The organism is Rhizorhabdus wittichii (assembly GCF_017607425.1).
Lineage (GTDB): Bacteria > Pseudomonadota > Alphaproteobacteria > Sphingomonadales > Sphingomonadaceae > Rhizorhabdus > Rhizorhabdus wittichii.
Map to the genome: position 1 here is coordinate 109,615 of NZ_CP059320.1, position 22,464 is coordinate 132,078.

At 62.6% G+C, this 22,464-nt stretch carries 23 protein-coding genes and 1 pseudogene; 22 read left to right on the plus strand and 2 right to left on the minus strand.

Going from position 1 to position 22,464, the window contains the following annotated elements:
• Positions 1 to 148: 148 nt before the first annotated feature.
• The 9 genes from HRJ34_RS27960 to HRJ34_RS28000 all read left to right on the plus strand — a co-directional run bounded on the left by HRJ34_RS27960 (position 149) and on the right by HRJ34_RS28000 (position 7,531).
• Positions 149 to 634 carry a hypothetical protein gene (locus tag HRJ34_RS27960; RefSeq protein WP_208634448.1) on the plus strand — a complete coding sequence of 162 codons (486 nt, stop codon included), beginning with the start codon at positions 149 to 151 and terminating at the stop codon, positions 632 to 634.
• On the plus strand, positions 631 to 2,442 hold the full coding sequence (locus HRJ34_RS27965) for a PcfJ domain-containing protein (RefSeq protein ID WP_208634449.1): 1,812 nt from the start codon (positions 631 to 633) through the stop codon (positions 2,440 to 2,442). The genes HRJ34_RS27960 and HRJ34_RS27965 overlap by 4 nt, the downstream gene beginning before the upstream one ends.
• The gene (locus tag HRJ34_RS27970; RefSeq protein ID WP_208634450.1) at positions 2,429 to 3,088 is read left to right on the plus strand and encodes a DUF6915 family protein; all 660 of its coding nucleotides are present in this window, start codon (positions 2,429 to 2,431) and stop codon (positions 3,086 to 3,088) included. Before HRJ34_RS27965 ends, HRJ34_RS27970 begins: the two co-directional genes overlap by 14 nt.
• Positions 3,089 to 3,202: 114 nt before the next feature.
• Positions 3,203 to 4,306: a DUF5983 family protein gene (locus HRJ34_RS27975; RefSeq protein ID WP_208634451.1), complete on the plus strand. Its 1,104-nt coding sequence runs from the start codon at positions 3,203 to 3,205 to the stop codon at positions 4,304 to 4,306.
• A 179-nt stretch (positions 4,307 to 4,485) separates the two neighbouring features.
• Positions 4,486 to 4,695 (plus strand): hypothetical protein, encoded by a 210-nt coding sequence (locus HRJ34_RS27980; RefSeq protein ID WP_208634452.1) that lies wholly within the window; start codon positions 4,486 to 4,488, stop codon positions 4,693 to 4,695.
• A 111-nt stretch (positions 4,696 to 4,806) separates the two neighbouring features.
• Positions 4,807 to 5,439 (plus strand): hypothetical protein, encoded by a 633-nt coding sequence (locus tag HRJ34_RS27985; protein ID WP_208634453.1) that lies wholly within the window; start codon positions 4,807 to 4,809, stop codon positions 5,437 to 5,439.
• Between the two features lie 44 nt (positions 5,440 to 5,483).
• Positions 5,484 to 5,921 carry a hypothetical protein gene (locus tag HRJ34_RS27990; protein WP_208634454.1) on the plus strand — a complete coding sequence of 146 codons (438 nt, stop codon included), beginning with the start codon at positions 5,484 to 5,486 and terminating at the stop codon, positions 5,919 to 5,921.
• The gene (locus tag HRJ34_RS27995; RefSeq protein ID WP_208634455.1) at positions 5,918 to 7,036 is read left to right on the plus strand and encodes a hypothetical protein; all 1,119 of its coding nucleotides are present in this window, start codon (positions 5,918 to 5,920) and stop codon (positions 7,034 to 7,036) included. The genes HRJ34_RS27990 and HRJ34_RS27995 overlap by 4 nt, the downstream gene beginning before the upstream one ends.
• A 3-nt stretch (positions 7,037 to 7,039) precedes the next feature.
• The gene (locus HRJ34_RS28000) at positions 7,040 to 7,531 is read left to right on the plus strand and encodes a hypothetical protein (RefSeq protein WP_208634456.1); all 492 of its coding nucleotides are present in this window, start codon (positions 7,040 to 7,042) and stop codon (positions 7,529 to 7,531) included.
• Between the two features lie 27 nt (positions 7,532 to 7,558).
• Here HRJ34_RS28000 and HRJ34_RS28005 read toward each other — a convergent pair whose 3' ends face one another.
• Positions 7,559 to 8,131 (minus strand): hypothetical protein, encoded by a 573-nt coding sequence (locus HRJ34_RS28005; protein ID WP_208634457.1) that lies wholly within the window; start codon positions 8,129 to 8,131, stop codon positions 7,559 to 7,561.
• Between the two features lie 293 nt (positions 8,132 to 8,424).
• Here HRJ34_RS28005 and HRJ34_RS28010 point away from each other — a divergent pair, with 293 nt between their 5' ends.
• The 10 genes from HRJ34_RS28010 to HRJ34_RS28055 all read left to right on the plus strand — a co-directional run bounded on the left by HRJ34_RS28010 (position 8,425) and on the right by HRJ34_RS28055 (position 15,763).
• Entirely contained in the window at positions 8,425 to 8,901 is a 477-nt protein-coding gene (locus HRJ34_RS28010; protein ID WP_208634458.1) for a hypothetical protein, read from the plus strand.
• Complete coding sequence (locus tag HRJ34_RS28015; protein ID WP_208634459.1) at positions 8,898 to 9,203, plus strand: hypothetical protein; 306 nt, start codon at positions 8,898 to 8,900, stop codon at positions 9,201 to 9,203. Before HRJ34_RS28010 ends, HRJ34_RS28015 begins: the two co-directional genes overlap by 4 nt.
• A gap of 94 nt (positions 9,204 to 9,297) precedes the next feature.
• The gene (locus HRJ34_RS28020) at positions 9,298 to 9,645 is read left to right on the plus strand and encodes a hypothetical protein (RefSeq protein ID WP_226949229.1); all 348 of its coding nucleotides are present in this window, start codon (positions 9,298 to 9,300) and stop codon (positions 9,643 to 9,645) included.
• A 253-nt stretch (positions 9,646 to 9,898) separates the two neighbouring features.
• A complete protein-coding gene (locus HRJ34_RS28025) occupies positions 9,899 to 10,432 on the plus strand; it encodes a 5' nucleotidase, NT5C type (RefSeq protein WP_208634460.1) in 534 nt (177 codons plus the stop codon).
• Positions 10,433 to 10,586: 154 nt separating this feature from the next.
• On the plus strand, positions 10,587 to 10,916 hold the full coding sequence (locus HRJ34_RS28030; protein ID WP_226949230.1) for a DUF7673 family protein: 330 nt from the start codon (positions 10,587 to 10,589) through the stop codon (positions 10,914 to 10,916).
• Between the two features lie 337 nt (positions 10,917 to 11,253).
• The gene (locus tag HRJ34_RS28035) at positions 11,254 to 12,354 is read left to right on the plus strand and encodes a hypothetical protein (RefSeq protein ID WP_226949231.1); all 1,101 of its coding nucleotides are present in this window, start codon (positions 11,254 to 11,256) and stop codon (positions 12,352 to 12,354) included.
• A 1,076-nt stretch (positions 12,355 to 13,430) separates the two neighbouring features.
• Positions 13,431 to 13,934, plus strand: coding sequence for a DUF736 domain-containing protein (locus HRJ34_RS28040; RefSeq protein WP_142639658.1), 504 nt, complete (start codon positions 13,431 to 13,433; stop codon positions 13,932 to 13,934).
• Positions 13,935 to 14,006: 72 nt separating this feature from the next.
• Positions 14,007 to 15,041, plus strand: a complete 1,035-nt coding sequence (locus HRJ34_RS28045) for a DUF2493 domain-containing protein (RefSeq protein WP_208634461.1) — start codon at positions 14,007 to 14,009, stop codon at positions 15,039 to 15,041.
• Between the two features lie 110 nt (positions 15,042 to 15,151).
• Entirely contained in the window at positions 15,152 to 15,298 is a 147-nt protein-coding gene (locus HRJ34_RS28050) for a hypothetical protein (protein WP_208634462.1), read from the plus strand.
• Between the two features lie 51 nt (positions 15,299 to 15,349).
• Positions 15,350 to 15,763 (plus strand): single-stranded DNA-binding protein, encoded by a 414-nt coding sequence (locus HRJ34_RS28055; RefSeq protein ID WP_208634463.1) that lies wholly within the window; start codon positions 15,350 to 15,352, stop codon positions 15,761 to 15,763.
• A gap of 255 nt (positions 15,764 to 16,018) precedes the next feature.
• On the opposite strand, the gene HRJ34_RS28060 is transcribed toward HRJ34_RS28055, so the two are convergent.
• On the minus strand, positions 16,019 to 16,243 hold the full coding sequence (locus HRJ34_RS28060) for a DUF6437 family protein (RefSeq protein WP_208634464.1): 225 nt from the start codon (positions 16,241 to 16,243) through the stop codon (positions 16,019 to 16,021).
• A gap of 515 nt (positions 16,244 to 16,758) precedes the next feature.
• Between HRJ34_RS28060 and HRJ34_RS28065 the strand changes: the two genes are divergently transcribed.
• From HRJ34_RS28065 to mobF, 3 genes and pseudogenes are all read left to right on the plus strand, one after another.
• A complete protein-coding gene (locus HRJ34_RS28065; RefSeq protein ID WP_037489186.1) occupies positions 16,759 to 17,052 on the plus strand; it encodes a ribbon-helix-helix domain-containing protein in 294 nt (97 codons plus the stop codon).
• Positions 17,039 to 19,344, plus strand: a pseudogene (locus tag HRJ34_RS28070) (type IV secretion system DNA-binding domain-containing protein). The gene HRJ34_RS28065 and the pseudogene HRJ34_RS28070 overlap by 14 nt, the downstream one beginning before the upstream one ends.
• 3 nt (positions 19,345 to 19,347) lie before the next feature.
• On the plus strand, positions 19,348 to 22,446 hold the full coding sequence (mobF, locus tag HRJ34_RS28075; protein ID WP_208634465.1) for a MobF family relaxase: 3,099 nt from the start codon (positions 19,348 to 19,350) through the stop codon (positions 22,444 to 22,446).
• The last annotated feature ends 18 nt before the right edge of the window (positions 22,447 to 22,464 follow it).

Consider the following 22,464-nt stretch of genomic DNA (forward strand, 5'->3'; position numbering starts at 1 on the left):
CGCACAAAGCGAAGAGGGATGGTGCGATTTGATCATGCAGATCTTCGGCGCACCCGACAACTCCGCCCTCTGACCCGCACGATCACATCACCGACAACCGCAACCACAGCCCGCGCTTTCGCGGGCTTTTTGCATTTGGGAGGGCCATATGCCTGAGCTACTCGATCAGCCGGCGGATCCAAACGCCGACACCAATCACTTCAGCAAGATCCTGGCATTGCTCCGCGCCCTCCAGATCAGCGAAGTATCCTACTCGCTCAGCGGGGGCGGCGATCAGGGCGAAACCAGCCTCGATCACGTGCGGTACCGCGATGGAACCGAAGCGACCGAGATTCCCGAAGTTCCCGTAGGGATCGACGCGGTCGGGCGACCCGCCATGCTCTGTTACGCACTCAGCGAATATGCCGCCGATCTTCCCGAAGGCGATTGGTGCAACAACGAAGGCGGCTACGGCACCGTCACCATCGAACCCTTCGCCGAATACCCCTGCGACTGCGACATGACCTATCGCCAGGATGGGGACTGGGGCGACGACGAACTGGATGACGATTTCGAGGACCTGGTCCTCGAACCCGATACCGCAAATGCGGATTCAGGCCCGACCGCAATCATCATCGGGGAGACACAGGCATGAGGCGTAACAACCCATCCTTCGAGCGCTATCTCGCGCGCGCCGCAACTACCCTGCATCGCATGGTTCCTCAAACCGCGCAGCTGCGATCGGACCCACTCGACCTCGCGGCGACCCTGATCGCGCTATCCCGCTGCGAAATCCGCTTCACCCGCCATGATGGCGCGCTCGCACCCACGATTTCAATCCATCCTGATCCAGCCCACTCTCCCAAAGCGATGATGCTTATCGACCAGTTCAGCACCGCCATCCTCGAGACGATCTACAATCCCAATACCCATTTCTCGATCTGCCTCGAACAGACCGTCAACGACAGCGGATATCTCGATCTCGTCACCAATCTCGTTCTGTCCGGCGCCGACCACCGCCGGATCACGGACATGACGCAGACGATCGGAACGGCGATCCTGCAACTGCGTGAGCGGCTGGTCGAACTTATGCAGGCCCATTTGCGCGCCATCCTGTTTCGTGACCTTGGCTATCGCACTGGTAACAAGATTCTTTCGCTCGGGCGGATCATCCACTGGGCGCTCACCACCGACCTCGAGGGTGCCCCAGGCCGCAAAACCGTGCTGCGCAACCGCGGCCAGGCGCTCACCGTCTATGGTGCCATCGCCACGAGCATGCTCAAGCCTGAAATCACCGCCACGATCGATGCCGGTCGCCCCCTCAAGCCAGTGCTCGCCGCCGCTGTCGGCATCAGCGAAGCGCAATTGCGCCGCTTGCACCGTGCAACGCCCAAAGACGCCGCTTACAACGCACTCTATGACCATATGCCCGCCGTGCGCATGCTGGTCCGCCATGACATCCCCCTCGAACAATGGCCGGACGGCAGCGAATGGGGCCACCGTCTCTGGGAGCAGAAGAACTGCGATCCCCTCATTCGGCCGGACTACCTCGATAGCTCGATCGAAACCCGCGATACGCTCCAGGCGCTGCGCGAGGATCTCCTCTACCCACTCGCCGGCGCACGTCTCGAAGCACTGGGCCTGTCTCGCCGGATCCACGCCCTCGACAATTTCGTGACAACCCTGGGCGTTCCACTGAGGCTCTGCGACACGACCGCCCATCGCCAGTTCCTGCGTAGCATGCACAGTGCGATCATCGGACCGCGCGGACCGCAATCGTTCCAGAGGGCCATTGCGAAATGGCACCGCCGCGCAGCCAGCGCCGCGGCGCTCCGGCACGAGAACACCGCCGATCGACCCGGCTGGCCCGCACTATGCCTGTCCTGGCAGTCCCCCTGCGGGCTGCATAGCTTCATACCGCTCACCAGCGCGCAGGCACTGGTCGAGGAGGGCAATGCGCTCAACCACTGCGTGGGCGGATATTATTCCCAATGCCGGCGGGGCGACACCCAGATCCTGTCGCTGCGGTCCGGCTCCAACCATGTGGCGACCCTCGAACTGCTGATTACCGACTTGCCGGGCAATTCCCTCAATATCAACGTCGGCCAGTTCAAGGCCCGCGGAAATGCCAGGCCCGACCCCCAAGCCTTCGCAGTGCTGCGTGACTTCCTCGCCGACCTGCGCGACGGACTTCACCCGGTCGCTACCAAGGAACTCGCCGCGCATCGCGATGCCATAGCCGATGCCGACCAATACTATCTTCGCCGTAACAGGCTCACCCTCGACCACGCCCGCGGCGCCTGGCCACTCTACCGCGTGCTGCTTCCACGCGGTGCGCCGGAGACTTACGACGAATGGTGCGAACATTCCGGACTCACCTCCGCGCTCGATGATATTCTCAGCGCGCTCGCGCGATCCCTCTGCACTTCCGATCAGAGAGAACTCTATTATGAACCCTTTTGATCACGCACGCTCATCCGCGCGCATCCACGGCGGCCGCTGGCAAGATTACCACCCCATCCATGCCTGGTTCGACGCCACGAAAGCCGCACATTGTCACTTCACCCACCGCGCTCTGCGTCACCACCATGAAGGGATCGCCGAGGCTTTGGTCGTCTTCGGCGATACAATCACCAACGCTGATGGCGCTGCGATCGCGGTCCGCTCGATCGGCATCCAGCATATCGAGGAGGACTGCCGCTATCTTCCCTCCGCTGCGGATTGGCTCGACGATTTCGACGCGCCAGACTGGCTTCACGCCCCGATGCCCGATGCGGAACACCTCTCCCGAACCAGCGCGCGGCGCTTCGGCGGCGAGGAAACCGACTATCTTCCCCTCCATCGCTGGTTTCTCGAAACAGCATCATGGGTGAACACACCCGCCCACCTCATATTTCGTCACCATGCTTTCGGAATATACGAGGCCGAGCACCGCTTCGGGCCGGCGATCGACAATGGTGCATCCGGAATCCCAACGCGTGTGGTTGCCGAGCAGCATGTCCGGACAATACTGGGCCGTATGCCCGCCGCACCCGATTTCCTGCGACGGCTGAAGGGCCAGCGTTGGATGCTTCAGGCGACCTCACCGGCATCGGTCGGCTTGACCTGATACTCCGCTGCACAAGCAACCGCGGGGGAGAGGGAAGGGGGCGAGGAATGGGAGCCGGGACCGGAATGCCAGTCATTCCACCGGATTTTACCATTTTCCCTGGAGGGCTGCACCATGGCCAACAACTATCTCAAACTCTCCTTCGTCCTCACGCCGACGAGTGAGGAAGAGGCATTGCTCGACGAATGCCACGCGCTGTCGCAAGAATTTGCAGATCTCGATGAAGACGACTTGGCAGTACGCTACGATGCGATGTCGGACGCCTTCAAGGCGGCTTTCCCGCCACAGCCGGATCGATCGGACAAGCCTGATCAGGCCCCTCCCAATCCGTTCGTATCCTTTCTAAACCTGTTCAGCGATCACGATTTTCCAACCTTCGATTGCGAGTATTTCGGCAGTGCGGAGGTTAACGGCTATCTGATCGCTGGAACTCAGGCAGATCCCCATGCGATCGCCGGCCTGATCCAGAAATGCGCGCCCAGCGTTCTGCCCTTCGGTTTCGAGTGGTCACAGGACTGCGATCGCCTGCGGCCCAGCGAATTCGGGGGCGGTTACTACATCATCACCGACGACGATATCATCGGCGGCAGCACAAGCTGGCTTATGCGCGGGCAGATCGACGCGCTGAAAGAGCCCCCAATCACTCACACAAACAGAGTGACGCTCAAAACAGTCGTCAATGACCCCCAGGCCCTCTGGGATCACACGTTCAAGCTCTTCATCAGCGACCATCTACCTTACAAGGTGTTCGACCCGTCAGAGCCCACCCGGCTCGCCGATGACCTGCTCGACAAGTTCACTGCGCTATGTGGACCACGCGACCATGCCAATCCTGCTGCTTGTCTGCGCATTGGCTTCGATCCACGCAACGATATTCCCGGCGTCGAACTGGCAAGGATCACCGCCGCCGCCGAGGATGATCCCCAATCCCTCGATATCGAGACCTGTCTCGTCCTCACGACCGGACATATCACCCAGGAAACCGCGCAAAAGCTTGACGACTGGGGTTCGCGCGAAAGGCTCGACGTCCCCCTGACCATCGGCAAGACACCCTACGGCTGGTTCATCCCAGTTTCCTGCGCCGACCCCGATACACTCGGAGGCCTGCCGGCCGATCTCCTGGCGGTTATGCGTTTCACCCGGACTCGCGGTTGCCACCATCTCCTGCTCGACTGCGACGGACCGGCCGTCGATGGGCTCGACTCCTATAAGTGGTGAACGGCTGGCCCGCGCCATGCAGCGAACAGTCCGCTTGCCCCCTCAGAGACGACCTATGAACACTCGCCAATGCGGCACAAACCGCTGCACATCACGCGGCACATGCCGCGATCATGACGATTGAGGCAGAGGAAAGGGGAAGGGGGAGGGACCCGCGCCCTAAGCCAGGAGTTCCCCTTATGCCAATCTCCGACAGCGGTCCGCCACGTCATACTGATGGGCGGATAGACCGCCGCTACTGCATCCGGCTTGAATTCTGCGGATATGCCCAACGCCGCTTCGTCGTCCGTTTCTGCGATACCTATGTTGGCAATGCTCCGATGCGCGCCGACGCAAACGCCCTGGCACGGGCCCATTCGAGCGAGCGGCGCCGGATCATGCTCGAATGAGCGCCCCCTATCCGTTTCATCAACAAAAACGGCCAAGATTATGACGGCCTCCCGGCCGACAACAAGGGGAGGGGGAGGAGCAGGTGTGTTCCCATTCATAGGAGACACCCGATGTTCGATCCCGCCGCCCGTCACCATAAGGCTCTAGCCGCCCGCTCTATTGCCACGATCGCGGAAGCGCTCACCACGCTCAACGCCGCAGTCGCGGATTGCGAAAAGTCCCGGCACCGGATCGATCAAGATCCCGCCGTGCTTCTGCTTGCCCGCCACATTGGTTGCCTTGCCCTTGAAGACAGGCCCGAACAAGCCGTGCTGCGCACGGCCTGTATGGAAGCCATCTCCGCCCTCGGGAAAACCCCAATGCTGATTGCACTGGCCAAACGCGGCGTCTCCTACGACGCTGATGCCAAAGCCACCTTCCATGCCGAGGGACGCAAGGCCATCAAACGCCTCGCAGCTGCCCTCGGCCTTGCCCGTGGAAGCCACCAAGTGCGTTCCTGCCAGGGCGGCATCGCTGTCGCCGGTGAAATTATCCTTCACTCCGATCAAATCTATGTCCAGCTCTCCATCGGACTGATGGGTCGTGGCCATGATGTGATGTTCCGGCGTGTCGAGGGCCGAAACGACTATACCGGCGGCCCCAATCATTGGGCTTCGATCGACGAGCTCCTCGATCCTGACACCCTGGCAACCCGCATACGGCATGAATTGCGCCTCGATGGCGCCGCCGATCTCGCCGCCTGACGCGGGACGTTCTCCAACATCCTGATCATATCCGGAGACGCAACATGCGTATCAGCCATCTCCAGGCGCTCGCCGATATCGTGCTCGGCGATCCTGAAGCGCTTGCCCTTGCCTATCATGAGACCATCAACGCCGCCGGGCCAATCTTCGACTGCGATGCGGCGCGCGACCGCTTTGCGGTCGCGCTCAAAGCGGTTGGCATGGCAACAGACGCCGCGCGGTTTCAGGCCGCCTATTCGAAGCTGCAACAGGCCGCAGACCGGAAAATCAAGCCGGTTGAGCCCACCTGCCGCGATTGCGGAAGCATCAACCTGACACGCGACGCCTTCGCGGCCTGGGATAGCGATACCCAACAATGGGTGCTGAGCGCGATCTACCAGTCCACCACGTGCCATGCGTGTGAAGCCGAAAGCGACGATCTCTCTCGTTGGAAACCGATCAAGGATCGCTCTGCCGAGCCACCATTGCAGGCATGGCAATGACCGCCGCCGCCGGTCCACCGGTCATCATCGCCTGGGGAGCCGGCGTGGACTCCACTGCCATGATCCTCGAAATGGCTACACGGGACGAACGCATCGACATGGTGCTGATCGCGCAAATGCCAGAAAAACCCGAGACCCAAGCCTTCATTCCGGCGTTCCGTCGCTGGATGGACGATCGCGACATCCCAAATGAGATCGTCGTCAACAGGCCGCGGCGCTTCCGCACATCCCCGGCCTATTTTGACCTTCTCGAAGCCTGTCTGGTCAACGGCGCTCTCCCATCGATCGCCTTCGGCCGGGGAACCTGTTCGCTCCGCTGGAAGGTCAGCCCACAGGATGCCTGGACCAAAACCTGGCCCCCGGCACAGCACGCTTGGGCTGCCGGTCAGAAGGTGATCCGGCTCATCGGTTTCGACAGCAGCCCGCGTGACAGCCGCCGCTATGCCCACGCCGAAGGATATTCCAGCAGCCTCTACACCTATCGCTACCCGCTGCGTGAATGGGGCTGGGGCCGCGACGCCTGCAATGAACGTATCCGACAAGCCGGGTTCGAGGTGCCGGCAAGCTCGTGCTTCTTTTGCACGGGCATGCAGTGCGACGAGGTTCGCGCTCTGCCCGCATGGTGCCTGAGGCTCATCATCCTCATGGAAGCCCGCGCGAAGCCGCGACTGAGATCCTGCGAAGGACTATGGCGCTCGACCACCAAGGGCTTGCGCGGCCGTGAGGCGCGGCCTGGATCAATGACCCGGTTCATTCGCGACGAAGGGCTGCTCACCGCTCATGAAATCGACTGGATCGTCGGCGAGGCGAACGCAGACCTCGCCGCGTTTCTCAGCCGAGCCGCCGCACTTCCCCTCGAAAGGCGCCCAACCATGCGCAGCTGGATCAACGGGTTCATCGCCCATGAGGTTCGCGCACCCAACAGGCATCCCGAAAAGCAGGAGGATCGAAGGCAATATGATGCTCTGCCGCGCCAGCCATTCCCGATCCCACCACCCTCACAAACGCGGGCGCACAAGACAAGGCCCGATTTCTCCGCCCGCCGATCCGGCGAGGAGCGGAGGGGGAGGGGAGTGTCGGGCTGCGAAGAAGCGACCCCGACACATGGAGACTGACCAATGGCCACACAGAAGATGAACATCGGCCCCGTGCCCTACGACGAAGCCTGCGCCCAGCTCGGCTCGACCCCCGACTTCGCCGAAGTTGCCCGCGCGGAGTGCCATGCCTATCGCGCCGCGCTTATCGCCCACTACGGCTGCCCACCCGAAGGGGCTGAACTGCGCATCATCGGATCACCTCACGACTTCGGGACATATTACGAAGTCTACGTCGTCTACGACGCCGAGATCGGCACCGCACTCGATTATGCCCTCATCGTTGAACAAGGCCTCGCTCGCTGGGAGGACGCCGGCTTTCCCGCCCCATTCACTTATGGCGCGCGCGCCAGCACCGTCGAACGCCATTTCGATAGCCTCACGCAGCTTGTTGCCGCCGTCATCGCCGGCCTCGATGCCGCAGGTGCCGAAAAAGGCGAAGCGCGCGAACGGCTCGCCCAAACATGGCCCGATGCGGCGGCTAACGCCGCCTCGCCTGCCAACACCACTGACTGAGGTTCGAACGCCGGCCGGGGCCGCTTCTCAATTGTCGCGTCGCGGCCCCGGCTCGGCCACGCTCCCGCGGTCCCGGATAATAGCAGCCCAGCGATCGAGCAGCAGTGCCGCTCCCATGTCATGGCGCGCGATATCTAGGCCGCGGGTTTCCATTTCCAGTGCAATCGCCTTGACGCAGCGCGCGCTTTCCTCGCGGACCGCACGTTCACTGATCGCCGCCATCAGCCCAATCGCATGAGCAATGGCATCGCCCGGCAACGCATTACCGGCCCTTTTGTCGCCGTTGCACGGTTCCGGATCCAGCAGCGCCAGCACCGATCTCAAATGATAGGTCGCAGCTGCATCGCTTGCGATGTCGGGCATCCCTAGCGCTTCGCGCACCAACTCCCGCGCAGCCTCGCGATCCTGTCCTATGGTCACCACCGGATCCTTTGGGATACCCAAACATGCACAGCGTTCTATTTCCTCTATCTCAGCACCATCTCGCAAACAGCCGGTAGCGACCGTCCAACTATGGACGTCGCCAGCCCGAAACCGGACATTGGAAACCTGAAAAGAAGCAATCAGGCGCGAACACCTTTGGGCCTGGGCCTTGGACATACGTGTCCGCTGCCCGGTAACCGAAGCTGCCGGCTTGCTTCTTTAGGAAGGTTTCCACGCCTTCACCCGCGTCTCCGCGGGCGGTTTCAAACTATGGCAAAGTCCCCCGGAATACAATCGAACATTGCACCCTCCGATCGCCTGCGGCGGCGAGACGGGGAAAAGAGCTGAGGGGGAGGTGCATCGTTGAGAGCGCTCGTTCGGCTCTTTGCCGCATCAGCCTCGTCGCCCCGCACGACAGGCTGCTGGCCCCCCGAATCCATTCCCGAAACATTGGTGCAGGAGACACCACCATGGTGATTAGCTTTCACTTCGGCGCAGCCGGCCACCCCGTCAGCTGGATCCTCTATGGGGTCTATGGGACTGCCTATGGCGTGGCGCTCGCCGCTGCGCGCACCTGGCATGCTCGCATGCTCGAAGAACGACAAACCAAAACGCCGCCGGGCGGCCAGTTCGTCATTGCCGTCAATGGGGACTCAGTCGTCCGATCCGACCTCTTGTTTGAGGCCGATTATTTTCGCCGCCATCAGGAGCCCGACGACTGCTCGTGGCTGTGCCAGTTCCAGGGATTTCCCCTCGCAATCCCCGAACAGGCCAAGCAGGTCGTAACCGATGAACTGCGGCGACGCCTCATCGACATAGGGTTCCTCATCACTCGCGCCGAATGGGAAAGCCGATACCCTGAGCAGGCCGACCTCTCGCGCCAGTTTCGCGCTCTCATGCAGCGCGGTTCCTCTGCACCTTCCAACGATAGGAGTGACCTGACATGAGCCGATATGAACCCCAAGCGCGTGCTGAAGCCGTTGGCACACATGGCCCCCTGACCATTGCCGTTGGTTGGGACGCCCCCCTCAACACCTATTTCGCGGCCGTCCATAGAGACAACGACAATATCGACGACGAGCATCGCGAGATTCTCTGGATCGGGACCTCTTACGGCGAGATTGCGGACCCGAAGACTGTCATCGACGCCATCGATCCCTTCGCGGATGTCGACGCCGACCTGGCCGCAACCCTTCACGCCGATCGGCTCCGGGAAGGCCACCGCCCGCGCTCGCCGTGGATCCGCTGAAACTTCATGACCACAGGGCGCTTTCGCGCCCGCTGGCAGGTGAGGGGGAGACGGGACTGCGAGCTGCGATGATGCGGCTGCAAAGGAAACCGCGATGATCACCACCGCTCTGACAGAGCCTGCCCCGGCAATCCCGCTGGGCCCCGGACGCTCGCGCCTGCTGACACATGCCGAGCGGGCCAACCCGATCCTTCAACTCCCCGCGATGCACCGGCTCCGGGCCCTTGATCCCGACGTGCAAGCCTGCTTGTGCGACCTGTTGCTCGATCTTCAGTGCGATGCCCGCTTGCGGGCAAAGGCCAGCTGGGACGCTCACAAGCCGCCCATGGCCGCTTACTGGGCCGCAGTGGGCGTCTATTCCGGTCATATAGCCCGGCTGCTCCGTCGAAACGCAAAATCGGATGGCGAGCGCCAACCGGATTTGTTCGGGAAGGCCGCATAATATGTCGTGCGAACGACCAAGCTCCCGCGCGATGGCGACCCCACGCCCACCGGAATGGGATGATCCACCCGGTTACGACACCAAGCTTGGCCGGATCCGCACGCCGAGCGACGATTTCTACGACCACAGATTGCTTGTCCTCCAGCGCATCCGACAATCCCTCGCCACATCGAGGAAATGATCACCTGCGCGCGCCGGCCCCGCTTTCCGGCCGCAGCGATCACATCATCACCGACACATGAACGGAGACATCATGGCCGAACCCATCCACGCCCAGATCGCCGCTTTATCGGCACCCGAAAACGTCGCCGTCCCGCATATTTTCCTCGATTGCGACGGCGTCCTCGCTGATTTCGACACTTACGCCCACTCCTATTTCGGCATGCATCCGCGCGACGCGGAGGCACAACTGGGCTCCAAACGCTTCTGGAAGATGCTCGAAGCCAAGGGCAACTTCTATCGCGATCTCCCACTGATGCACGACGCGCGAACCCTGTTCGACGCTGTTTCCCATCTCAATCCCACGATCCTGACCTGCTGTCCCCGCGGCAACTGGGCAGAAGCGCAGAAGATCGCATGGGCACAGGCCCATTTCCCCGATGTTCCCATCATCACCTGCCGCAGTGCCGACAAGCGGGATCACGCCAGCCCAGGCGATGTGCTGATCAACGACTGGCCGCAATATCGTCACCGCTGGATCGAAATGGGCGGCGTTTTCATCAGCCATTATGACGCCGAATCGTCCCTGGCGGCATTGTGGGCTCACTGTCCGTCGTTACGCCCATGACCTTCGAAAACATGTCCCTCTACGTGCTGTTGCTCTCCATGTCCGCCAAAGCGGATCGGTTCGAAAGGCTGGCGACCGCATCCAGTTGCACTTCGATCCTGCTGCTACGCGCATCGGTTGACTCGCCCAGCGACATCGCTGACGATCCCGTTCCATGAACGTCGCACCCATGATCCATCCCGAAGTCCGACAGGCGGTGGCGCGATTGTTCGACCTAGCACATAGCGACACTGGCCAGGCACGCCGGGTCGCGGATTTTCTCATGGCGTGGTGGAATGCGACGGATCTTGGCGGCTTCGACATCGCCGACCTCTTTTCACTCGACCGTGCCGTCGCCGCCGACATGGCCACCGTCTTCGCCTTCCTCGGCAGCCACCCCGGCGGAATCTATGCTGACGCCTTCGATCTCGAAGACTCGATGAAAGCCCTTATCGCGCTCTGGCGACCCGACATGATCACAGAAGAGCACACCGACAACGCCTGATCGCACCGCAGCTCCAAACGGCGCACCGCGCGCTCCCGCGCTCCGCCCGGCATACTGAACGCCTTCGACCCATCGGGTCATTTCGGCGATCGATAGACCACGCGAATCGTCGTGACGGTCGCGTGACGATCGAACACGCAACCATGCGCTGATTCACCGCGTCACCTCGTAATCCCACCCGTGATGGTCCCATCCGGGCACCCCATGCCATCCCGCCGGTCCCGAAGGGACCGGCGACCGCAAATTGCGGACCTGCGTAAACGAAAACACGCGCGCGAAATCCGGCTTTCTCGCCTCTCATTTTACCGGAAATCGCGCCCTTCCCGGAGATCGATCCATGGCCCGTCGCAAATCTGCGCGCTGGTCCGCGCATGAGCTACGCCTGTTGCGTAGTCATTATCCCGCCGAAGGGAGCACGGTAGCTGCCCGCCTGCCCGCGCGCAGTCGGCATGCGATCCAGGTGATGGCGCACAAACTGGGGCTCGAGACCACCCACCGCAGTCCCGCCCCCGCCACCCGGCTTCAGGGCGCGTCGCTCGACGAGGCAATCCGGCTACGCGAAATCGACAAGCTTTCCTTTGCCGCAATCGGGAGGCATTTCGGGATATGCGAAGCGAGCGCCTGCAACGCCGTAACGATCGCCCTTTGCAAGCGGCGCGGCTATCGTCCTGCCGAGCGAGACGAGCGCGGCCGTCTTGCGCCCGCCGGCATCGATCGGCTGCGCTACGCGCTCAAGAAAGGCCTGAAGGGCATCGATATCCAACAGCGCCTTGGCGTCTCGGCCGCATGCGTTTCGGAGCAGCGGCGGCGCTACAGCCGCGAGCTGCTGGCCCGTGGCAAAGCTCCACTCCCGCCGCCCGGCGGAGGTGCGGCCTATTCGGGCGTCAAATTGACGTCAGCGCAGCGCAAAGCGGTCGAAACGCTGTTCATGGAAGGGTTCGGAACCGCCAAGGTCTCCGAGCGAAGCGGCGTTTCCAAAACCAGCTGTATCCGGATCCGTGCGCGCCTCGTGCAACGTTTGGGCCGTAAGGGACAGGCCCTGCCCGGATGTGACGCGGCCGGCGTTCGGCATATTCATGCCGAAAGCGCACGGTTCGTCACCGACGAGCAGCGGCAATTGCTGCGCGCAATGTTGCTCGACCGCATACCTGTCCGGCGAGCCGCCCATGATCTCGCGATCGGGGGCTCCACTGCCTATCGCATCCGTGACGAACTCGCCGCTGAACTCTCCCGCGCAGGGCAGGCGCTTCCCAAGCCCAATCTTCCCGGTCGGGTCCGATCGCACGCCACCCCGACCCCTTCTGGCCCCGGCGAACCCCAAAGAGATATTCGCCTTCCGCCGTCTACTCCAGACAATGGGCTTTACAGAGGCCAAGAACCATTGGCGGGAGACCCGGCGCGACGCCAGAAAAGCCGAGCGCACCGAAAATGCCCATAGGTCGTTCAGCTTCGACGAGCAGCTTGCCCGCGTCGCCGCCGGCGAAGTTGGGATTACCAGCGCCTTCGTGCGTCACCATCTCCAACCGTTGATCACCCCCTAAAATATTCGCGCACGATGCCGGGCAGCGTCCAGGCTCCGCCCATAGCTTCGATTCCTATGCCGAGCAGATCACCGTTATCGACGCCATTTCGCCTCATCGCCGGACCGGCCCGTACCTACCACGGCCTCGCTGATCGCGAACTGGAGGTTGATGTGAGCGGAGGTGCGGAATCGTCCGGGGCAGCTTCTGGGTCGGACGGAGATGGAAGAGAAAGAGAAGGAGGGGAGGGGGCGTCACCCGATCTGCGATCGGGCCGGGCTCTATTGCGCTAGGCTCCCACGGCCGCTGCGCGGCCGCGCTCGCCAAGCTCCACGGAACCTCGTCCTTCGGCCGAGTTTCCGCCCCTTGCGGGGTCACGATCCCTGACGTGGCCGGCTTCGCCGCCTGACAAGACGACCCTGACGGGTCAGCGTCATGTGCCAGACCGGACGGTTCGAGGACGAACCGCCCGGTATCTGCCTCGCACCAGGTCGTTCATCGCACCCTGCGCCACCCCCGCCAGTGTCCCGGCGTTGCAGACCCCCCCACCGGGGTCGGCGGCAAAGGGGAATCGGCCGCAAGCGGCCGATATTTTTGTTTGTTTGGAAGCCGCCTCAACAGAAATACCGGGCCGCAAGCGGCCCTACGGTTTCCACCGCTGCGCGGCGGAGCCTCCGTCATTTCTGTTGCCCCCGCTGGTGGTGCCTGCGCCTTGGGCCACAGGCGAAGGTGGCTCCGGGTGCGATGAACGACGAAGCCCCCGCTTGTGCTCGACAGATCAGGATGGAGTTGCCCTGACGGGCAACAGTTTTTTCGTGGGCCGCTGCGCGGCCGGTGCAGGCTCAGGTTCACCAGGCACGATGAAATCTGTCAAGAAAACAATGTGTTATGCGTGTGGTTAGGGCTTTGATATAAGGGGATCACCGGACGGGGACGGACCCCGGAAGGCTCAACCACCCGGCGCGGGAACGCCGGACAACTTGGAGTTAAGACTATGAATCTCGGTAATCTCAAGCTGAACGCCAACGGCTTTTTCGTCGGCAAGATCGCCACCGTCTCGGTCGCCATGACCATCTGCCTGCGGCCTTGGGAAGCGCGCAAGGAGAACAGCCCCCGCTTTGAAATCCTCGGCCTCACCCCCGCGCGCACTTGGGTTCGCGTCGGGTTCCTGTTCGAGCAGTCCATGAAGGACACCGGCGAGGCTTTCTTGCAGGGTTCGATTGACGACCCGTCGATGAGCAAGCCGCTCTATATCGCTTGCTTCCGCGAGGATGACGGCAGCTACAATGTGGCATGGAGCCGCCCGCGCCGCGCCCGCAATGATCTGGCCCCGATCGGTGATGCCGCCGATGGCCCCGCCGATGAAGGCGATGGCCTTGGCGAAAGCACCGCCCCGGCTGGCGACCTCGGCTTGCCCCCGGTCGAGCCGTCGAGCCGTCGCGGCCGCCGCGCCGAACAGGCGCAGGAACAGCAGCAGGAGGAAGCCGCCAGCGCATAAGGAAAGGTTGGGCCGGGGCGCGGGAACGCTCCGGCCCGATCCGCGCACGCCATCCAACTTGGAGTTTGAAACATGGCCCACACGAACAAGGGGCGGGTTAGCAGGTTCGCCGACTTTGCGGAAGCCTATGCCGCCATGACCAGCGCGGGGGAGTTTCCCGCCAGCTTCACCGAGACCATTGCCGAATCCCGGCTTTCGATCATCGACGACCCCACCCGCGACCCGATGCCCGACGCCGAACTTGCGCGCGGTTGCGTCGAGGATTTGACCGCGCAAATCTTCCGCTTGCTTGCCGGAACTCGCATGGAAGCTTTCGGCCAGCCGGTTGCATGGGGCATCGTCAACAGCCTGCATTATGTCGCTAAGCGCATCAAGCGGCAGGAAGACGACGCCGCCGCCGAACTTGGCGAAATGGTCCGCGTGTTCGACCCGTCCGAAGTCTATCAATCCCGCATGGAAGAACTGCAACAGCGTTGCCAGTCGCTTGCCGAAGCCCGCGCCGCTTTGGAAACCATGTGCAACCATGCCGCCAACGTCTATTTCGTCGAAACCGGCAAGCCGTTCAACACCATCAGGGGAAGCCGCACCGGCACCGGCTTGACCGCTTCGCAGATCGAGGGCTTCGATTATCTCAAGGCCCGCGAAGCCGAACACAACGCCAAGCATTACCCGGCTCGCCCCGCTGTTCTGGTATCGGGGGGCGGCGACTGGGAAGATGCAGATATGATTTTCCGGCGCATGGACATGGTGCGCGCGCGCATCCCCCACATGATCCTGTTTACCGGCAAACGCTTCAAGGGCGCCGAGCAGATCAGCACTTGCTGGGCCAATGAAAGGGGCGTGCCGATTGTCGGTTTCTCGCTCAACAAGCGCGGCCCTAACGACTTTCGCGCAGCCTATCGCCGCAACAAAGTCTGGGACAGCATCGACGAAATTGCCGAGGCGATGATTTTCGAGCAATCGCAAGTGCAAGTGGACCTTGCCCGCTTGCTTCGCGCCAGAAATGTGCCGCTCCACATCTTCCGCCTTGCCGAGCAGAACAACGGCACTGGCCCGACCGACCTTGCCGCGCTGCGCGCAGAGGAACAGCGCCGCGCGCTCGCCTGACCCGGAAAGCCCGCGCGCAGCAGCGCCGGGCCTTCCCCCCGATCACTCACATAAAGCGCGCCGCCGACCCGCGCCATGCGCTCCGCGCGCGCCGCGAAGGAACCCGAACCATGTATGAACTCACCCCCGAAACCGCCGAAACGCTGAAAGAGCTTCTAGGCGACGAATGCCCGCTACTGATCGAGCAGCGCACGGGCGAAGGCTGGACCGATAGCGATTGGCTCGCCGTCTATCGCGATCAGGGATTTGAAATCTGAACGCTAGCGCGCGCTTCCCGCGCGCGCTATTCTCCACCGAAGGAAACCGCCATGATTGACTTTAGCCGCCTTGGCCGGATGACCCCAGAAGAACGCGCCGCGCGCGACGCCGAACGGCAGCAGGCCGAAATTGACGCCGATAGGAAACGCCGCGACGAATGGTCCGAAAAGACCGTCATGGCGCAACTGACGGACGACGTTGAATTGCGCTCGACGCGAAGCGGCGACCATGTGGCGACCTTCCGTTGCATCGAAGCCGGTAGCCGCGCTTTCACCGCCTCTTATTGGCTTCCGTCGCACAGTCCCAATTCGCGCGAGTTTCTGGCGCGCCATTTTCGCGAAGGCGCAACCGTCGTCTTCAAGGGATACTGGAAACAGCGCGAATGGCGCGATCGCGACGGCCAGCCGCGCGCGTCGAGGGAGTTTCAGGCGCAATACGTCGCGGCAGGCAGGGAGGCATATTGACCCGCCGCCAGCGCCGCCCAGGGGGCGGCGCTGGATTGTCACGCCACGCCGGAACGTCGCGCCCAGGTGCAGGGGTTGCGGCTCTTATTGCGGCCCGCTGCGCGGGCCGCGTTTGCGCGCGCGGGGCCGTCGCTCCGCTTGGCCCGCGCTGTTGATCGGTGGGGTAAATCCCGCTCGATAGGCACAGGCCCGATACGAAAAAGGGGCGCATGGCATAGCTGCCAGGCGCCCCTTTTTCGTGCAGTGCGCCGCCCGTCAGGCAAGCCGCTTCATCGTTTCCGCAATGCCGAGCGTTCCGACCCTTTGCGCCAGCTTCGCAAACTCCGCCTTGCTCAGATCGGCCAGACCCGACGACACCAGCGCGCCGCCGAACTCGCTTGCAATGCGCGTCACCATTTCCTTTTCGCGCGCTTCCAGCGCCGCCCTTTCGTCGGCCAGCGCGCGCAGTTGTTCCGAAGGCTTGAGGCTCTTTCTCGCCATGTCGCATGTCTCCATAGTGCAAAATGGCGTTTGCTGATTTCCCCTATAGCCGACTTCCACCAAGACCGGAACCGCCGCCGGACGGCTACGCCGTCAGAAGCCCGACGCGGGCGCAGGAGCGCCGCGCTTTCCGGCTGGGGTATCATGGCCTGACAGCCCGGAATGGCTCACCACGAAAGCCGGAGACGCTCCAGCGGATAGATCAAGCCCACACCCCCGGCGACGCGAGCGACAACATGGCGCAATTAAGCACACCGAACGCACCTGAAGGTGCATAGGGAATCAAGTAATATCATAGTCTTAGCTGACTGGACTCCCGTATCCCATTGAAACACAAATGCACGGCAATGGGATGTAGCCCAAGAATGGCGCGGATTTCTGCGATTTTGAAGTAACGTCGATGTAATGCAACGCACTGCGTCCACCGGGATGCAAAACCATTGCTCCGGGCCGAAATGTCGCATAATATGAGGCACTTTCTCAGCCCCGACCGGCCTCTGCGCGAAGAGGCTGGCATGAACAACAACGACCCCCAGATAACCCTGCGGCTCGATCATAGCTTGTGTGATCGGATCGACCGCCTGGCTGCCCGCAGCGGGCTGACGCGCTCCGCCATGATCCGACATGCGCTGCGCTTGTTCGCAACCGAAGCGGAGTCCGCCGGTGCCAGCCAAAGGCGCGTGGCGCGCACCATCGAATATGCTCAGCTGGCACTCGACGTCATCATCCGCGACCAATATCCCGATGTGCGCGAAAAGCTCTTGGCCGAAACCGACAAGCGCGTGGAGCAGTATCATGCGGCGCGCTGATATCCGCTTCAGCGGGAAGCCCGTTCACCTGCGCCATCATTCCGCGCGCGGAACCGTCCAGCGCAACAGCGGCAACTTCACGCGCGGCAGCCAGCTCCTCACGCACGAGGTGCTGATGTGGACGTCGGGAGCGAAAATCCCGGTCATCGTCTGGCTGTTCTGCTTTGCCGCCGCATACTCCTTCATCCTCGTTGTCACCCTGCGCGAACACGAGATCGAGCTCATCGGCATGAAGCTCTATTCGCTATTCTGGGACTTCATGGAATTCGATCCGATGAAGCGGGTCAACGTCACTTTGCCCGACGGTTCGATCCGCGCGATCGTGATGGCGCAGGTCGCTGATGTCCCGGCCGTCATCGCCGCCTGGGCGAAGGCCATGCGCGGGCTGGTGGGCGCGATCCTCCTGTCGCTTCTCGCCACTATTCCGCTTGCGCTATGGTTCGTCGACATCTCGCGCAAGCGCGGCAAGTCGATCCTTCAGGAACGTCATGAGCGCGGCGCAATGCTGGTCGAGCGCGAGGTTCTGCATGCCGAGGTGGTTGCCCACAATCTGCGCGAGTTTGAAGCGGAATCCGCCTCGCTATTGCCAGGATCGACCCCCGCCCAGGTGCGCGCAATGCCGTTTGTCGAACGTAAGCGGGCGGGCATTCATCACCCCTATATCCTCGCCGGCATTCCCTATCCGCACCGCCTTGAGCAGTCGCATACGATGCTTATCGGCACCACCGGGGCGGGCAAGACGACTGAACTCCGGAGCCTGGTCGCACAGATGCGCGCACGCCGGGATAGTGCCGTTATCTTCGATCTCACCGGCACCTATGTCGAGAATTTCTATGACCCCGAGACCGACATCATCCTCAACCCGATGGACCAGCGTTGCCCGGCCTGGTCGATCTTCAATGACTGCTCGACCCACTCGGAATTCACAGCCGCGGCCGCCGCGTTGATCCCTTCGGACGGGGGATCGACCGAGCCCTTCTGGGCGATGGCGGCGCGCACGCTGTTTATCGAAATGTGCATCAAGCTTCAGGGACGCGGGCAGACGACCAACGCGGATCTCGCCGACAATCTGATGACCGCTGACCTGAAGCGCGTGCATCGGTTTCTGGCGAACACGATCGCCGATCCGCTTACCGCGCCTGAGGCAGCGCGCATGGCGGAATCGATCCGCGCCGTGTTCAACACCAACGCGCAGGCGCTGCGTTTCCTGCCCGACGAGGGCGAGCAATTCTCCATCCGCGAGTGGATCTGCCGGCCCGAGAAGCCCGGTTCGATCCTGTTCGTAACCTCGCACTATGTCGACCTCGCGATGAACCGTGCGCTGCTCACATTGTGGATGGATATCGCCATCACCCGCATCATGACGCTGCCGCGGACGCGGGGGCTGAGGACCTGGTTCATGTTCGATGAGCTGGGAGCCCTGCACCGGTTGCCGGCGATCGAGAATGGCTTGCAGACGGCGCGCGCTTTCGGCGGCGCGATGGTCCTGGGACTGCACAGTTTCGAGAAGCTGATCGATGTCTACGGCGAACAGGGTGCCAAGAATCTGGCTTCGCTCGCGCGCACCAAGCTTATTCTGGCGACCGCCGATCTCGACACGGCCGAGCAATGCGCGCGCTATATCGGCAACCGCGAAGTGCGCCAGATGGATGAGGCGTACAGCTATGGATACAACCAGACACGTGATGCTTCCACGTTGACTCCGCGCAAGCAGGTCGAGCCGCTGGTGATCGCCGACGACATCACGAACCTTCCGTCCATGCATGGCTTCATCAAATTTCCGGACGGCTTCCCGGCCGCACGGATCAAGCTTGAATGGAGGGATTACCCAACAGTCGCTCCGGGCTTTCTCATCCGCGAGAACATTGCCCCGACGCGCCGACGGCGGGGGTGAACTGGTCGAGGAAGAAGGGGAAGGGGCGGCCGCGATGGCGCCGCCAGGTCATAGAAGAGGTCGATCGGCCCAATGTCGCACGTGACCTCGCCGCAGCAATCCTGTCCGTTCCCCCAGAGGAGATGGGGCGGGACGATGGGCGCGAACGAGGCGATCCGGACCTCGATCGCGCGCGGCCGGGAGGGCAGGGCGCTGCCGGGCCGAACGGTACGCGCGGGCGAGGGCAGGTGCCTGGAGAGCGGGAGGGGCGCGAGGAAAACGACCAGCGGCCGCGCGATCGCGCCGAGCCGGGCAGGACGCGGGGACCCGAGATCGAGGACCAGACGCTGCGCGAATTGCGTGAGGATTATGGTCCAGACAGATCCGCCGATCGTGACGATATGGACATGGGGATTTAGGCGATGCTGTCGATCGCGGCGGTGCGCTCGGCTGGCGGCGCCGCCGGCTATTTCGCCAAGGACAATTACTACACGCTGGAGGAATCCTCCGAGGCGAGCAGCTGGGCGGGCGAGGGCAGTGCCGACCTCGGTCTTTCAGGCGACGTCGGCAAGGAAGGGTTCGAAAAGATACTCAACGGAGAGCTGCCAGATGGCGAGAAGGTCGGCCAGGTCGAGAACCGCAGGCCGGGCCTCGACATGACCTTCTCGATGCCGAAGTCCGCGTCAGTGATGGCCTATATTGCCGGCGATAAGCGTATCCTTGCGGCCCATATGGAGGCGGTCAAGGCGACGATGAGCTGGGTCGAAAAGAACCTCGCCGAGGGCCGCAAAGATATCGACGGGCGCAAGGTGCCGATCCGCACGGGTAATCTCGTCTATGCTCTATTCCAGCACGACACGAGCCGCGCGCTCGACCCGCAGGGCCATATCCATGCTGTCATCGCGAACCTCACGAAGATGCCCGATGGTAAATGGCAGGCGCTCCACAACAGCGCGCTCTGGAAGAACAACAGCGTGATCGGTTCGATCTACCACGCCTTCTTTCGCGATCGGATCGAGAAGCTGGGCTATGAGGTCACTTCGACCGGAAAGCATGGCACCTTCGAGATTGCCGGCGTCGCCAAGGAGGTGCTCGAGCTGTTCAGCCAGCGGCGCACGGTCATTCTCGGCAAGGCGCTTGAGCTCGGCATCAGGACCGCCGAGGGTCTGCGGGAAATCACCAAGAACACGCGAGATCCCAAGCTCAGCGTGGGCGATCGCGAAGCGCTGGGCCGGGAGTGGATCGACAAGGCCGCGATGGTCGGATTCGATGGCAAGGATCTGGCGGCGGCGGCGATCGAGCGCGTGACCCGAAATCCCGACCGTGGCTTCATGGCGCGTGGCTACGAAGCAGTCAGTGAGGCGATCAGTTCCGCGCGCGGCATAGCGGCGAATTTCCTACGTCCGAACGATCCCTTGGTCGACCGCGGTCTTGCGCGCCTGACACAATCGCCCGTCGAGGCGCGTGCGCAGCTTGCGGTTGCCTCGGCGGTCCGGATTCTCTCGCAGCGTGAAGCGGCTTGGGAACTCAACGTGCTGGCGAAGACCGCGCTCGACTTGCGCCTCAAGGGCGTGACGATCACCCATGTCGAGAGTCGGATCGGGAATTTGCTGGAGAAGGGCGCCCTGATCCCGGGCAAATCGCATCGTCATGACGGGATCGTCACCATGGCAACGACGCCCGAAGCAATCCGAACCGAGGAAGCGATCATCTCCGAAATGGAGAAGGGCAAAGGGAAAGTCGAACCGATCATTGCCGCCGCCGACGCGCCCGCGCGCTTGCAGGCAGCCTCGAAGGTGACGCTCAATGCCGGCCAGCTCGCGGCCGGCGCGATGATCGTTTCGTCGCGCGACCGCATTGTCGCCGTCCAGGGTATCGCCGGGGCCGGCAAGTCGACGATGCTGCAAGCGGTGGTCGAGGTAGCGCATGCTGCGGCGAATATTGCAAAAGCCGAGGGGCACAATGTCTTGGGACTGGCGTTTCAGACCAAAATGGTGCGCGATCTTCAGGAGGGGATCGGCGCTCCCAGCCAGACGATCGCTTCCTTCCTCCTGCGCCACCAGCATGTTTTGCACCGGCAGGAGGGGCCACGATATGAGGCCGCGCGCGAAGCGCTGAGGAATACTGTTCTGCTTGTGGATGAGAGTTCCATGGTGTCCAGCGAGCAGACGCTGAAACTGGAGCGGATCGCCAACCTGCTGGGCGTGGAGAAGCTCGCCCTGATCGGTGACCGGCAGCAGATATCCTCGATAGACGCGGGCAAGGCCTTCGCACTGGTACAGGCGGCGGGCGTGACCATCGCCCGAATGGACGAGAATCTTCGCCAACAGGGCGATATCCTGCCTGTCGTCGCAGCGCTCGCCGATCGCGGCCAATCGGGTGAGGCCATCAGGGTCCTTGGCGAGAATGTGATCGAGGATAAGGACCATATCGACCGTGCAGCCGATATGTGGCTGGAGCTGGCGCCCGCGGAACGGGAAAGAACGGCGCTTTTTGCATCCGGCCGCGAGGCGCGAGAGCATATCAACATGCGAATCCAGGAAGGGCTGACCGCGGAGGGGACGCTTGGCAAGGACAGTCTTGCGCTCACGATATTCGAGCGCGTGAACCTCACCCGCGAAGAACTGCGTTACAGTCAGAACTGGCGGGCCGGCCTCAAGCTCGACGTTATGTTCCGGACCGACGAACTTGGGCTCGGTAAGGGCCTTTATGACGTCGTGAAGGTTCAAAAGAACGGGAAGATAGAGCTATCCGACGGAAAACGCCGGTTCCGGATCGACCCGCAAAAGCTCTCGCCGCATGTCAGCGAGGACCGGCTCGGGCTCTCGGAGCCAAAATCAATAGCGATCCACGAAGGGGAGGCAATCCGCTGGACCGCGAACGACAAGGCGCGCGGGCTCGACAACAGCGCGTTGGCGAAGATTATCGGGATCGACGCGGCGGGCGTGACCGTCGAGACGACATCGCGCGAGCAGCTCGTGCTGCCGCACGGCGATCCGATGCTCTCTCGCCTCGATCTTGCCTACGCGCTGAACATGCACATGGCCCAGGGCATCACCGTCGACAAGGCGATCGCGGTCATGTCGTCTTTCGAGCGGTTTCTCTCGAACCAGCGGCTGTTCAACGTCACAGTCACCCGCGTGCGCGATGCGCTGACGCTTGTCGTCGATGACAAGGATCGCCTCATAGCTCAGATCGAGCGCACGCCGGGGAACAAGACGTCCGCGCTGGAAACGACCGGGAAGATCGATGTCGATGGGCGAAGCGAGCAATCGGCCGAGATGCTGGCGGGCATGTTGGGCGAGGCGGTGGATTTCGATCCGGGCGAAATCCCGCTCGACGATCTCGCGGCGCCGATCGAGGGCTGGTCGCCAGACGATCCCAAGGGTGACAAGCCAGCAACCGAAGGGCAGGGGAAGGAGACGAAGCCGGGGAGCGACCTTCGGGCGCCCGATCCTGATCCCATTGATCTCGACAGCTTGCCGCCGCTGCCCGAGCGAACATTGGGGCTCGACCTGTGAGCGGTCGGGGAAGTCCGC